The sequence below is a fragment of the Elioraea tepidiphila DSM 17972 genome (assembly GCF_000378465.1).
GTDB classification, from domain to species: Bacteria; Pseudomonadota; Alphaproteobacteria; order Acetobacterales; family Acetobacteraceae; genus Elioraea; species Elioraea tepidiphila.
In genome coordinates this window covers 1-12,538 of sequence record NZ_KB899914.1, presented here as the reverse complement: position 1 = coordinate 12,538, position 12,538 = coordinate 1, and the positions used below count along the sequence as shown (strand labels likewise).

The 12,538-nt window shown below is 71.9% G+C and carries 14 protein-coding genes, 1 tRNA gene and 1 other RNA gene; 4 read left to right on the top strand and 12 right to left on the bottom strand.

What is annotated here, in order from left to right:
- Nucleotides 1-76 precede the first annotated feature (76 nt).
- Genes F563_RS21630 through F563_RS0105110 form a run of 3 tightly spaced genes read right to left on the bottom strand, consistent with a single transcriptional unit; the run spans nucleotide 77 to nucleotide 2,396 of the window.
- Nucleotides 77-1,426 (bottom strand): ATP-binding protein, encoded by a 1,350-nt coding sequence (locus tag F563_RS21630; RefSeq protein WP_019013574.1) that lies wholly within the window; start codon nucleotides 1,424-1,426, stop codon nucleotides 77-79.
- Nucleotides 1,423-2,082 (bottom strand): response regulator transcription factor, encoded by a 660-nt coding sequence (locus F563_RS0105115; protein WP_026299347.1) that lies wholly within the window; start codon nucleotides 2,080-2,082, stop codon nucleotides 1,423-1,425. Before F563_RS0105115 ends, F563_RS21630 begins: the two co-directional genes overlap by 4 nt.
- On the bottom strand, nucleotides 2,082-2,396 hold the full coding sequence (locus F563_RS0105110; protein WP_019013572.1) for a PepSY domain-containing protein: 315 nt from the start codon (nucleotides 2,394-2,396) through the stop codon (nucleotides 2,082-2,084). The genes F563_RS0105115 and F563_RS0105110 overlap by 1 nt, the downstream gene beginning before the upstream one ends.
- Before the next feature lie 126 nt (nucleotides 2,397-2,522).
- On the opposite strand from F563_RS0105110, the gene F563_RS21625 reads away from it, so the two are divergent.
- The 3 genes from F563_RS21625 (at nucleotide 2,523) to F563_RS0105095 (ending at nucleotide 4,202) form a co-directional block, all read left to right on the top strand.
- The gene (locus tag F563_RS21625) at nucleotides 2,523-2,831 is read left to right on the top strand and encodes a PepSY domain-containing protein (protein WP_019013571.1); all 309 of its coding nucleotides are present in this window, start codon (nucleotides 2,523-2,525) and stop codon (nucleotides 2,829-2,831) included.
- 12 nt (nucleotides 2,832-2,843) lie between these two features.
- On the top strand, nucleotides 2,844-3,398 hold the full coding sequence (locus F563_RS0105100; protein WP_019013570.1) for a cytochrome b: 555 nt from the start codon (nucleotides 2,844-2,846) through the stop codon (nucleotides 3,396-3,398).
- Nucleotides 3,399-3,500: 102 nt separating this feature from the next.
- Nucleotides 3,501-4,202 (top strand): SDR family NAD(P)-dependent oxidoreductase, encoded by a 702-nt coding sequence (locus F563_RS0105095; protein ID WP_019013569.1) that lies wholly within the window; start codon nucleotides 3,501-3,503, stop codon nucleotides 4,200-4,202.
- 3 nt (nucleotides 4,203-4,205) lie between these two features.
- Here F563_RS0105095 and F563_RS0105090 read toward each other — a convergent pair.
- From F563_RS0105090 to F563_RS21615, 9 genes are all read right to left on the bottom strand, one after another.
- Nucleotides 4,206-4,294 (bottom strand) — tRNA-Leu (locus tag F563_RS0105090).
- A 36-nt stretch (nucleotides 4,295-4,330) separates the two neighbouring features.
- Nucleotides 4,331-5,272, bottom strand: coding sequence for a tripartite tricarboxylate transporter substrate binding protein (locus F563_RS21620; RefSeq protein ID WP_019013568.1), 942 nt, complete (start codon nucleotides 5,270-5,272; stop codon nucleotides 4,331-4,333).
- An 80-nt stretch (nucleotides 5,273-5,352) separates the two neighbouring features.
- Complete coding sequence (locus F563_RS0105080) at nucleotides 5,353-6,336, bottom strand: M14 family metallopeptidase (RefSeq protein WP_019013567.1); 984 nt, start codon at nucleotides 6,334-6,336, stop codon at nucleotides 5,353-5,355.
- Between the two features lie 7 nt (nucleotides 6,337-6,343).
- Nucleotides 6,344-7,540 carry an acetylornithine deacetylase gene (gene argE / locus F563_RS0105075; RefSeq protein ID WP_019013566.1) on the bottom strand — a complete coding sequence of 399 codons (1,197 nt, stop codon included), beginning with the start codon at nucleotides 7,538-7,540 and terminating at the stop codon, nucleotides 6,344-6,346.
- Between the two features lie 145 nt (nucleotides 7,541-7,685).
- Nucleotides 7,686-8,900 carry an acyl-CoA dehydrogenase gene (locus F563_RS0105070; RefSeq protein WP_019013565.1) on the bottom strand — a complete coding sequence of 405 codons (1,215 nt, stop codon included), beginning with the start codon at nucleotides 8,898-8,900 and terminating at the stop codon, nucleotides 7,686-7,688.
- Nucleotides 8,901-9,081: 181 nt separating this feature from the next.
- Nucleotides 9,082-9,405, bottom strand: a complete 324-nt coding sequence (locus tag F563_RS0105065; RefSeq protein WP_019013564.1) for a YbaB/EbfC family nucleoid-associated protein — start codon at nucleotides 9,403-9,405, stop codon at nucleotides 9,082-9,084.
- The gene (locus F563_RS0105060) at nucleotides 9,402-11,204 is read right to left on the bottom strand and encodes a DNA polymerase III subunit gamma/tau (protein WP_019013563.1); all 1,803 of its coding nucleotides are present in this window, start codon (nucleotides 11,202-11,204) and stop codon (nucleotides 9,402-9,404) included. The genes F563_RS0105065 and F563_RS0105060 overlap by 4 nt, the downstream gene beginning before the upstream one ends.
- A gap of 50 nt (nucleotides 11,205-11,254) precedes the next feature.
- Nucleotides 11,255-11,348, bottom strand: an RNA gene (ffs, locus tag F563_RS24300) — signal recognition particle sRNA small type.
- A gap of 80 nt (nucleotides 11,349-11,428) precedes the next feature.
- Nucleotides 11,429-12,226 carry a cell envelope integrity EipB family protein gene (locus F563_RS21615; protein WP_019013562.1) on the bottom strand — a complete coding sequence of 266 codons (798 nt, stop codon included), beginning with the start codon at nucleotides 12,224-12,226 and terminating at the stop codon, nucleotides 11,429-11,431.
- 128 nt (nucleotides 12,227-12,354) lie between these two features.
- Here F563_RS21615 and F563_RS25285 point away from each other — a divergent pair.
- Nucleotides 12,355-12,538: helix-turn-helix domain-containing protein (locus tag F563_RS25285; protein ID WP_245557099.1), on the top strand; the 184-nt coding region annotated here is incomplete at its 3' end.

The window sequence follows — 12,538 nt, the reverse complement described above, 5'->3', positions numbered from 1 at the left end:
CCTCGGCTGCGCTGCGACCCGGCAGCCCTGCGCGCGATACCGTCCGCGCAAGAGTCGGATTTTCGTGCAGACGGTATCAGGCGGATACGATCGCGCCGCGGCGGGGGAGCCTGAGCATCGCGCACAGGCCACCCTCCGCGCTCCGCGTGAGATCGAGCGAGCCGCCATGCAGGGCCGCGAGATCGGCGGCGATCGCGAGCCCGAGGCCCGAGCCGGGCGTCCTCTCGTCCAGCCGCGCGCCGCGCTGGAGCGCGGTCGTCCGGTCCCGCTCAGGCAAGCCAGGACCGTCGTCCGCCACCGAGGCGGTGACGCTCTCGCCCTCGGTGGCGACGCGCACCTGCACCTTGGACGTCGCCCATGTGCAGCCGTTCTCCATCAGATTGCCGAGCATCTCGGTCAGGTCCTGCGCATCCACCGCGACGCTGGCCTCCCTGTCGCCGGTCACGTCGATGACGATGGCGCGATCGCCGAGAAGTCGCCGGAGCGCCGTTGCGACCTCTTCGGCCACGACGAGGGGCGACACCGTCGGCGCGGCGATCGCCAGGCGTGCGGCCGCCCGGGCGCGCGCCAGATGATGCTGCACCAGGCGCTCGAGCGCCGCGGCCTCGGCGCGCGCGGCCGCCAGATCGGGCTGTGACGACTCCAGCGCGTTGCGCAGCACGGCGAGCGGCGTCTTCAGCGCATGGGCGAGGTTGCCCACATGGGTCCGAGCCCGGTCCACGGTCGCGCGATTGGCCGCCAGGAGAGCGTCGATCTCCGCGACCACCGGCGCGATCTCGGACGGTCCCGTGATGTCCAGACGCTGCCGCGTCCCTGCCCGCATCTCGGCGAGCGCCCGACGGAGCCGGCGCAACGGCGCGAGGCCCGCGACGACGGTGACGGCCAGTCCGGTCACAAGCCCGAGACCAAGCACGACGACGACGGCGAGCAGGACCGCGCGCAGCCTTTGCACCTCCGCCTCGGTCGCGGCGCGCGACAGCGCCACGGCGACATGCACCGGCGCTCCCGCATCCGGCAGCAGAACGTCGCGCTCGGCGACCCGCAGGGGCTCGCCGCGCGGTCCTCGCGCATCGCGGATCAGCACGCCCTCGTGATCGGCCGAGGCCGGCGGCAGCGACTGGTCCCAGAGCGAGCGCGAGGTCGCCAGCGCACCGTCCGGCCCCGTCACCTGCCAGTACGCGCCGCTGAGCGGCCGGTCGAAATCCGCCCCCGCCGGCGCGCGCGTCACCACGACACGGCCGGTCTCGTCGGCCCCGACCGCCGCCACCGCGCCATCGAGCAGGCCCATCAGCCGGGCATCGAACGCCGCCTCGACGTGGTGCACGGCGACGCCGGTGAGGAACCACCCCGCCGCGCTGAGCCCGGCCGTCACCCACAGACCTGCCGCGAGCGCAAGGCGCAGGGTCAGCGAGCGCGGCAGCCTCATCCGCCCACGAGCCGGTAGCCCTGGCCGCGCAGCGTCTCGATCAGTCCCTCGCCGAGCTTGCGCCGCAGCCGACCGACCACGACCTCCAGCGTGTTGCTGTCGCGGTCGAAGTCCTGCGCGTAGAGGTGCTCCGTCAGCTCGGTCTTGGAGACCACCTGCCCGGCATGCAGGGCGAGATAGGCCAGCAGCCGGTACTCGAGCCCGGTCAGCTTCACGGCCGCACCATCGAGCAGCACACGCTGAGCCGCGGTGTCGACGACCAGGCGACCGAGAGTGATCTCCGGACGACTGCGACCATGGGCCCGGCGCACAAGCGCCTGAACGCGCGCGACCAGCTCGGCCATCACGAAGGGCTTGGTCAGGTAATCGTCGGCCCCCGCGTTGAGACCCGCCACCTTCTCGTTCCAGCCGTCGCGCGCCGTCAGGATCAGCACGGGCATGTCGCGCCCTGCGGCGCGCCAGCGCTTCAGCACGGTCAGCCCGTCCAGCACCGGCAGGCCGAGATCGAGCACCACGGCGTCATAGGGCTCGGTGTCGCCGAGAAAATGGCCCTCCTCGCCGTCCGCCGCGCGGTCAGCGACGAACCCGGCCTCGCTCAGGGCGTCCATCACCTGACGAGCCAGCGCCGGGTGATCCTCGACCACGAGGACTCGCATCAGCGCCGCTGTTGGACCGGCCCGCGGCTGCGCAGCAGGGCGCCGGTCGCAGCATCGAGCTCGATCGCGAAGACCCGGCCGGACGGCGGCAGCAGCTTGATCTCGTAGACCCAGCGACCGTCCTCGCGATCGAGTTCGGCCTCGATCACCCGGCCGACGTAGCGGCCCTCCACCTCGGCCAGCAAGTCGGCAAGCGGACGGATCTCGCCGGCGGCAAGCGCGGCGCGCGCCCGCTCGTGGTCGCGCCGGTCGTCCGCCTCGGCGTGCCGAGAGACCAGCAGCAGGAGCGGCAGCAGCAGAAGGGCTCGGCGCATGGGCACACGATCCGCGAGCGCGGCTGAACGGTCGCTGAACAGAGGGCTCAGCCTCGGTTCAGGCGGGGGCGACCAGTGTGCCGCCCGTTGCGGAGAGGCCGCAACGCAGAACACAGGAGACCGATGATGGCTCGCATCCGCCCCTTGGCCGCGCTGACCCTGGCGCTCGCCACCGCCGCCCCGTTCCAGGCCGTGCTCGCCTCTGACGACGGCAACCGCGCCGACCGCCGCGCGGGCGAGGCGGTGGCGCCGTCCACCGCCCGATTCGACGCCCCGGCCGCCATCGCCGCCGTCTACGGCGCGGGCTATTCGGCCGTCACCGAGCTGGAGTGGGAGCGTGGCGGCTGGAAGGTCAAGGCCGCCGACGCGCAGGGCCGTCGCGTCACGCTGCGCGTCGACGCCACGACGGGCGCGGTCACGCCCCGCAGCCGCTGAGGGGTGAAAGCGATGGCGACCGCTGTCGCGGCGCAGCCGTTCGGGATGGCGACCCGCGTCATCCACTGGGCGACCGCGCTGGTGGTGCTGTCGGCCTGGGTGGTCGGCAGCACGATGGAGGAGGTCCCGCGCGGCGCCAGCCGGGACCTCGCGATGCAACTGCACTACAGCCTGGGCGTGCTGGTGCTCGGTCTGGCGGCGCTCCGCGTGGCCTGGCGGCTGATCTCGGCGCCGCCGATCGCCCCGGCGGCGGCCTGGGCGCGCTTCGCCGCGACCGCGATGCATCTCACGCTGCTGGGCCTGACGGTCGCGGTGCCGCTGAGCGGATTGCTCGACCGCTGGGCGCGTGGCCGGAGCGTCACGGTGTTTGGCGGGCTGCCCCTCCCGGCGCCCATGCCCATCCCGGGCGGCCGCCTTTGGGGGGAGGCTCATGAGATGCTGGCCAATCTGATGCTGGCAGCCATCGCGGCCCATGTGCTGGCCGCTCTGTGGCACCAGCTCGTGCTGCGGGACGGCGCGCTCAGTCGCATGCTTGGTTGGCCCAGCCCGACGGCGCGTTCTCCGTGACCGCGGGCGCGACGAGTCGGTGCGCAGCGCGCCCTCCTGGCCGCATCACGCCCGATGACGCGCGGAGCCGCGCCATGCGAGGCTCGGGTCCGGGAGGTTCCGATGCGGGATCACTACGAGCGCGCGTTGATCGTGGGCGTGGGTGCGGGGCTCAGCGCCTCGCTCGCGCGGCTGTTCGCGCGCGAGGGAATGCGGGTGGGGCTCGCGGCGCGGTCCGTCGACAAGCTCGCGGGGCTGGCGGAGGAGACCGGCGCGGTGACGCAGCGTTGCGACGCGACCGTGCCGGAGCAGGTCGAGGCGCTGTTCGCGGCGATGGACGCGGCCCTCGGCGGGCCGCCCGATGTCGTGGTGTTCAACGCGAGCTACCGCGTGCGCGGGCCGTTCGTGACGCTCGATCCGGCCGAGGTCGCGCGCACGCTCACGGTCTCGGCCTTCGGCGGGTTCCTCGTCGCGCAGGCGGCGACGAAGCGGATGGCGCCTTCGGGCAAGGGGGCGATCCTGTTCACCGGCGCCTCGGCGAGCGTGAAGGGCTATCCGCAGTCCGCCCCGTTCGCGATGGGCAAGTTCGCGCTGCGCGGGCTCGCGCAGAGCCTCGCGCGCGAGCTCCAGCCGCAGGGCATTCATGTCGCGCATGTGGTGATCGACGGCGGCATCCGCTCGGCACGACGGCCGGAGCCCGCGGACGCGCCGGACAGCCTGCTCGACCCGGATGCGATCGCGCGCAGCTATCTCGATCTGTTGCACCAGGATCGCAGCGCCTGGGCCTGGGAGATCGCGCTCCGGCCGTGGGTCGAGCGGTTCTGAGCCTGGTGCGGGCGGTCGGGGTCGAACCGACACTCCCCTCGCGGGGAACCGGATTTTGAGCCCGGCGCGTCTGCCAATTCCGCCACGCCCGCATCCGCCGGCTGCATAGCGCAGCCGGCAGCCCGCGCCTACTCCCGCGCGAGCCCCAGCGCGGCGATCGTGCCCTTGTTCGCCTCGCTCTCGGCGACGAAGCGCTCGCGGAACGCAGCGCCCGGCATGAACCGCGCGACCGCCGCAAGCCGTGTGGCCGCGGTGCGGAAGGTCTCGGACGTCACCCCCGTCTCGCACGCCGCCTCCAGCTTTGTCGCGATCGCATCCGGCAGTCCGTCGGGGGCCACCAGCCCGCCGTGCGAGGCGCCCTCGATCGGCACGCCGAGTTCCGCCAGCGTCGGCGCGTCGGGGAACGAGGACAACCGCTCGCGCGAGAACACGGCCAGCACCGGCAGGTTGTTGTTGGCGGGGATGGTCGGGCTCTCGATGAAGACCATGATCTGCCCGCCGAGTGCCGCCTGCGCCATCGGCCCCGCCCCCTGATACGGCACGTGCAGCGCGCGAACGCCGATCGCGCGCAGAAGCTGCGCCATCAGCAGGTGCTGCGTGCTGCCCTGGCCGGGCGAGCCGTACACCAGCGCCTCCTCGCCGGACTTCGCATGCGCCACCATGCCGGCATAGTCGCGGAACGGCGCGTTGCGCCCGAGCACCAGCACCTGCGGATTGTCGTAGACGAGGCAGATGTAGCGCAGCGTCTCGGCGGAATACTGCAACCGGTTCAGGTGCGGCTGCGCGGTGACCGGATTGTTCGGCACCATGGCGATCGTGTAGCCGTCGGGCCGGGCGCGGGCGAGTTCGGTCGTGCCGATCGAGCCCGCGGCGCCGCCGCGATTGACGATCACGACCGGCTGGCCGAGCGCCTTGGAGAGTTCCGGCTGCAACGCGCGCGCCATCAGGTCGGTATTGCCGCCGGGCGGATAGGGCACGATCAGCGTGATGGCGCGCGTCGGGTAGTCCTGCGCCAGCGCGGCTGTGGACAGTGCAAGCGCGGCAAGGCACGCGACGGTGCGGCTCAGCATGATCGTTCCTCCCTCAGTACGCGCCTCGTTCGGGCACGGCGGCACTCTGCCATCGTGCGCCTGTCCGGTCGAGCGACGTGCTATGCCGGGATCGGATCGATCAGGCGGGCGAGCCGCACCGCGGTATGGCCGCGGCAGGTGCGCAAGGACGGCATCACCAGCAGGCAGTCGTCATGCGGCGTGCGGATCTCGGTCTCGCCGTCGAGCGCGATCAGCGTGTTGCGTCCGCGGACGATGTCGCCGCCGCGATAGGGGTGCACGAATGCGAACTCGTTCGTCTGCGCGGTGACGGTGCGCGTCACCTGGGCGAGCCGGACCGGGCCGGCATCGAGCGGCGCCTCGGTGAGGCGCGCCGCGCCCTGCGCGTCGATCTGGCCGGTCGCGAGCAGCAGCCGTGCCACCGTCGCCGCCATGGTCTCCACCGTTTCGGGCACCCAATGCTGGCCCGCCTCCACCAGGATCGCCACGCGCGGCGAGCCCGGATCGGCGAAGGGGCGGTAGTCGATCAGCCGCCGCCCACCGGAGTGTCCCTCGTCGCCCACCACCAGCGGCGGCACCCCTACCGCGAGCGCCAGCTTGCGCCCCTTCTCGGGCTGGCCCGCGATCAGCAGCGGCTCGCTCTCCCACAGCATCGAATGCAGGTCGAGCAGCACATCCACCGTGTCGATCAGCGGGCGCATCGCACGCGCGCGCCGCAGTTCCGAGGTTTCGGTGCCGCCGTCCAGAACCGCGCGGCACCAGATGCGGTTCAGGTCCTCGTCCACATAGCGGCTGGCGGTCGGGTTGGCGGGATCGAAGCGCGCGAAGGCGTCGAGATTGGCGAAGCCGAGGCTGAGCCTGCCGCGCAGCGGCGTGATGCCGCGCTCGAGCAGACGCACCAGCACCAGCGCACCCGCGATCTCGTTGCCGTGCACCAGCGCGGTGATCGCCGTGTGGGGGCCGGGCTGCGCGCCGGCGACGGTCCAGAACCCCGGCAGCCCGGCATTGCCGGCAAGCCACGGCGTCAGGTCCGGGACCGGGATCTCGACCCGCCGGCGGGGGGCGATCAGGGTCGGCGCGCTCATGCGGGCGTCAGGCGGCGAGACGATCGGCGAGACGCGCGAGGAACGCCGCGCAGGCCGCGAGCTCGCTCTCGGCGATCCATTCGTCCGGCGTGTGCGCCTGGGCGATGTCGCCCGGGCCGCAGACGATCGCCGCCATGCCGGCCTCCTGGAAGATGCCGCCCTCGGTGCCGTAGGCGACACGGCCCGCCTCGTTCGCGCCGGTGAGCGATCGCACCAGGTCGGCGAGCGGATGATCCTCGGCGAGGTCCATGCCCGCAAGTCGCGGCCGCTCGTCGAACGTGATCGCCGCGCCCGGATGCACCGCGCGCATCGGCGGCAGCAGCACTGTCTCGGCATGGGCGCGCAGCTCGTCCAGCAGCATTCGGGCATCGTGCGCCGGGATGTGGCGGTACTCGAACACGATCTCGGCCTCGTGCGGGACAATGTTCAGCGCCGAGCCCGAGCGGAACACGCCGGCGTGGCAGGAGGTCCAGGGCGGATCGAAGCGCGCATCGTGCGGCCCCTCGGCGATGATGCGCGCCTGCTGGCGATTGAGGAACGATACGATCTCGGCGCCCACGTGCAGAGCGTTCACCGCCCGGTCAGGGCGCGAGGAGTGGCCGGCGAGGCCGATGACCCGGCAGGTCGCCGACACCTTGCCCTTGTGCCCGAGGATCGGCTTCATCGACGACGGTTCGCCGACGATCACCATCTCCGGACGCACCGGCAGCGCAGCGAGATCGGCGGCCAGCACGCGCGCGCCGTGGCAGCCCACCTCCTCGTCATAGGTGAAGCAGAGATGGATCGGGCGCCGGAGCCCGCGCGCCTGGAACGCGGGCACCATGGCGAGGCAGGCGGCGACGAAGCCCTTCATGTCCGAGGTGCCGCGACCGTAGAGCCGGCCGTGCGCGCGACGCAGCCGGAACGGATCGGAAGACCAGTCCTGCCCGTCCACCGGCACCACATCGACATGACCCGAGAGCGCGACACCCGGCACACCCTGCGGCCCGATCGTCGCGTAGAGATTCGCCTTGGTGCCGGTGGGATCGTGGGTGAGCCGCGACTCGACACCGTGCCTGGCCAGGTAATCCTTGATGAAGCCGATGCAGGCGAGATTGCTGTTGCGGCTGGTGGTGTCGAAGGACACCAGCCGATCGAGCAATGCGACCGTGTCGCGCACGCGCGCGTCGGCGGGGGCCGGATCAGCGATGGCAACAGGCGTCATGCAAATCCTCCGCCACCATCATCCGTGCCCGGATCGGGAGGTCAACCCAGGGGGCAGCCGGACACGATGACGGCGGCGCGAGGACATCGCGCCGCCGCGCGCCGCGTCACTCCGTGACGCAGATGTACCGGGACGGAACCGTCGCTCACCCGCCGGCGGCGAAGGCGGCGATCCCCGTCTGCGCGCGGCCGAGGATCAGCGCGTGCACGTCGTGCGTGCCCTCATAGGTGTTCACCGTCTCGAGGTTCATCACGTGGCGGATCACGTGATACTCGTCGACGATGCCGTTGCCGCCATGCATGTCGCGGCTCACCCGCGCGATGTCGAGCGCCTTGCCGCAGTTGTTGCGCTTGAGCAGGCTGATCATCTCGGGCGCGACCTTGCCCTCGTCCCACAGCCGCCCGAGCCGCAGCACCGCGTGCAGCCCGAGCGTGATCTCGGTCTGCATGTCGGCGAGCTTCTTCTGGATGAGCTGGGTCGCCGCCAGCGGACGGCCGAACATCTTGCGCTCGAGCGTGTAGCTGCGCGCGGCGTGCCAGCAGAACTCGGCCGCGCCGAGCACGCCCCAGGCGATGCCGAAGCGCGCGTTGTTGAGGCAGGAGAACGGTCCCTTCAGCCCCTTCACGCCGGGCAGGAGCGCATCTTCCCCGACCTCGACATCCTGCATCATGATCATCCCGGTGATCGAGGCGCGCAGCGAGAACTTGCCCTCGATCTTCGGCGCGGTCAGCCCCTTCATCCCCTTCTCCAGGATGAAGCCGCGGATCTCGCCCGCGTCATCCTTGGCCCAGACGATGAACACGTCGGCGATCGGCGAGTTCGAGATCCAGGTCTTGGAGCCGTTCAGCACATAGCCGTTCGCGGTCTTCTTCGCGCGCGTGCGCATGCTGCCCGGATCGGACCCCGCATCGGGCTCGGTCAGGCCGAAGCAGCCGACCCATTCGCCGGTGCGCAGCTTCGGCAGGTACTTGTCCTTCTGCGCCTCCGACCCGAACGCCCAGATCGGATACATCACGAGCGAGGACTGCACCGACCAGGCGGAGCGGTAGCCGGAATCGACGCGTTCGATTTCGCGCGCGATCAAGCCGTAGGCGACGTAGGAAATGCCGGCGCAGCCATGGCTGTCGAGGGTCGCGCCAAGGAAGCCCATCTCGCCGTACTCGTTCATGATCTCGCGGTCGAAGCGCTCGTGGCGGTTCGCCTCCAGCACGCGCGGCATCAGCTTCTCCTGCGCGTAGTCGCGCGCGGAGTCGCGGATCATCCGCTCGTCCTCGGTGAGGAGCTCCTCGAACAGCAGCGGGTCCTCCCAGGTGAACTTGGCGAGGGAGCGCTTCTTGCTGACGGGTGTGATGACGTTCATGGCGGGGCCTCCGCGTGGTTTGGCGTGAGTATAGTCAAGGAGGACCGGGGGACCACGCTGGTCCCCCGGACCCCCTGCACAGGGGCCCCCTCCCGTTGGTCGGGGGCCGCGGCCCGACCAACGGGAGGGCCGCCCTCCAGGGGGGGTGCGGGGGGCCTTGCGGCCCCCCGCCGCGTTTCTTTCAGAACGGCAGTTTGAGCCCAGGCGGCAACTGCAACCCGCCCGTGACCTTGGCCATCTCCTCGGCGACCAGCCCCTCGGCCTTCGCCTTGGCATCGGCGATCGCCGCGACCACCAGGTCCTCCAGCACCTCCACCTCCTCGGGATCGACCAGCGCACGGTCGATCTTGACCCGCTTGACCTCGGCCTTGCCCGACATCGTCACGCGCACCATGCCGCCGCCGGCACTGCCCTGCACCTCGAGCTCGGCGAGCCGCGCCTGCATCTCCTCCATGCGCTGCTGCATCGCCTGGGCCTGCTTCATCATCTGGCCGAGATTCTTCATGCGTCGTCCTCGCCATCGGTGAAATCGTCGTAGATCACGTCGGCCTCGGGCACGGAAGCCTCGGCCGCGTCCCAGCGCCGGATCTCGCCGATCACCGCGCCGGGGAACGCCTCCAGCACCGCCCGCACCAGGGGATGCGCCTCGACCTCGCGCCGGAGCCGGGCCGCTTCGTCACGATCCGCCTCCGCCAGGGTCGGCGCGCCTGGCTCGGCCGAGAGCGCCACCGTCCAGCGCCGCCCGGTGGCCTCGGTCAGCAGCGCGCCGACGCGCGCGGCGAGATCGCGCGGCGCATCGGGCTCGGGGCGGAACTCGAGAACGCCCTGCTCGATCCGGACGAGATGCATGTACTCGGCGATCTCGGCGGCGAGCCGCACCTCGCGCCTCGAGGTCGCGAGCGCGACGACATCGCGCAGCCCCGCGATCCCCGTCTGCGCGCGCGGCGCCGCCACCGGCGCAGCGTCCGCCCGCACGCCCCCGCCCGCGATCGCGCGCAATCCGCCCCCGCCGGACGGCACCGAGCCGCCCGCGGGCACATCCTCGCCGCGTGCGAGCCGGCGCACGAGTTCGCCCGGGGTCGGCAGCTCGGCGACATGCGCGAGCCGGATCAGCACCATCTCGGCCGCGGCGAGCCGGTCGGAGGCCTCGTTCACCTCCGCGAGGCCCTTCAGCAGCATCTGCCAGGCGCGGCCGAGCTGCGGCACCGAGAGCCGCGCAGCGAGGGCGGGGCCGCGCACGCGCTCCAGCTCCGCGGCGAGCCCATCCTCGGCCGCGGGGATCAGCTTGGCGCGCGTCACCGCGTGGGTGACGCCGAGCAGGTCCTGCACCACCACCGTCGGATCGGCGCCGGCCGCATGCGCATGGCCGAGCAGCCCGAGCGCCTCGGCGATCCGTCCCGCCATCACCGCCTCGAACAGGTCCCAGACCTGGCCGCGGTCCGCGAGACCCAGCATCCCCCGCACCGCCTCGGCCGTGACCGCGCCGCCGCCCGCGAGCGCGATCGCCTGGTCGAGCAGGCTGAGCCCGTCGCGCACCGACCCGTCGGCCGCGCGCGCGATCAGGCGCAGCGCCTCCTCCTCGACCGCGACCCCTTCCTTGCCGGCGATCTCGCCGAAATGCGCGGTGAGCCTGTCGGCCGGGATGCGGCGCAGATCGAAGCGCTGGCAGCGCGACAGCACCGTCACCGGCACCTTGCGGATCTCGGTGGTGGCGAAGACGAACTTCACATGCGGCGGCGGCTCCTCGAGCGTCTTGAGGAGCGCGTTGAACGCCGCCGTCGAGAGCATGTGCACCTCGTCGACGATGTAGACCTTGTGGCGCGCGCTGATCGGCGCGTAGCGCGCGCCCTCGATCACCACGTCGCGCACGTTCTGCACGCCGGTGTTGGAGGCGGCGTCGATCTCCATCACGTCGGGATGGCGGTCCTCGGCGATCGCGCGGCAGGAGTCGCAGACGCCGCAGGGGGTGATGGTCGGCGCGGTCACGCTGCCGTCGGCGCCGGTGCAGTTCAGCGCGCGGGCGATGATGCGCGCGGTCGTCGTCTTGCCCACCCCGCGCACGCCGGTCAGCATGAAGGCATGGGCGATCCGGCCGGTCGCGAAGGCGTTGGTGAGCGTTTTCACCATCGCCTCCTGGCCGATCAGGGACTCGAAACCCTGCGGACGGTATTTGCGCGCGAGCACCCGGTACGGGGCTGGCCCCTGGCGGGGTGGCGGCTGCGGCGCGGGGTCGGCCGCGCCGAACAGGCCGGGCCCCTCGGGCGGCGGTGGTTCCTCGGCAGGACTGCCGAACAGGTCGGACATCGCGCCTGCCGCGCTCCCCTTCGTGGCCCCCAGGCTCTCGCGGAAACGGTGGGAGACTGGCTGAACGACCCGGGCAAGAACCCGTTACGGCTGCTTCCTTCCGGACCTGGCCGGGTTGGCGAGGAGCCCGTCCGCCGCCAGCCTCCCGAGAGGGTCATATCATGCTCCCGGGGCGGCGCGCCAACCCCGGGCGGCAGGTCAGGGCCGCGCGCGGCGTCGCACCGTCAGTTGCACCCGCCGGGCAACCGCTCGAACTCGGCCAGGTACCCTGCGACGGCGAACTCGATGAAGTCCATCTTCAACTCGTCCGCGACCCCGTTCTCGAAATAGCGGATGCCGACCTCGTATTCCGGCTGGCCGGTGCCGCCGGGCGCGAAGAAGGCGATCCGCACGCGCCAGGACGCGACGTCGCGCAGGGCCGCGAAGCCGACCGCGGGGTCGGCGGGCAGCCGGCCGGCGATCACGGTGTTGGTGTCCTGCGCGCCGTCCTCGGAGGTGCCGTCGAACACCGGCGCTGCCAGCACGCGATCGCCGCGCCGCGCCGCCTCGAGCAGGCGCAGCGTGTGGATCATCGGGAACAGCGTGCCGCGCGGCAGCGCGATCTCGCGCTGCTCAGGCGCGGTCAGCCGTGCCGATCCGGTGCCGCCGGGCCCGTCGAGGGTCGCCTCCCCGGCAATCGTCTTGGTGACTGTCCCGTCGGTCGCCTGGCGCAGGCGGAAGCGCAGGCGGGTCCCCTCCCGGGCCTCCCAGGTCACGTAGTCCGACGACATCTCGTAGGCCTGCCCGCTGCGCCCCACAACCTGAAGGGTGAAGCGCTGCTGCACCGTCCACGCGCCGCAGCGATCGACCACCTCATAGAGCATCGCTCCGTTCGCGCTCTCGACATCCTGGTTCGGCCGCGCCGGGTCGAGCACCAGCCGGTAGGCGGCGCGGTGCGAGGTCAATTCGACGGCCTGTGCGGCCGGCGCAGCGGCAAGCAGGCAGACGGCGACGACGGCAGCCGGTCGGAAGCGCACAGGCATCGGCGGAGTCCCATGGGGATGACGGCACGACACTAGAGCCTGATTCCTTCTGGTGGAATCGGATTGGGTGTTCCGGCGCGTTTGGTTTTCTGATTCAAGCTGCTGGCTGGGCTGGAGGCCAGCAGCCGATGACCCGAGCCCTGTCCTGTGATCTGCGTGATCGCGTCGTGGCGGCCATGCGGAATGGCGCGAGTTGCCGCGAGGCGGCCAAGCTGTTCTCGGTGAGCGTGGCGAGCGCGGTGCGTTGGTCGCAGTTGTATCGCGCGACCGGCAGCACGGCGCCGCGGCCTCATGGTGCGCGGCGACGCCCGG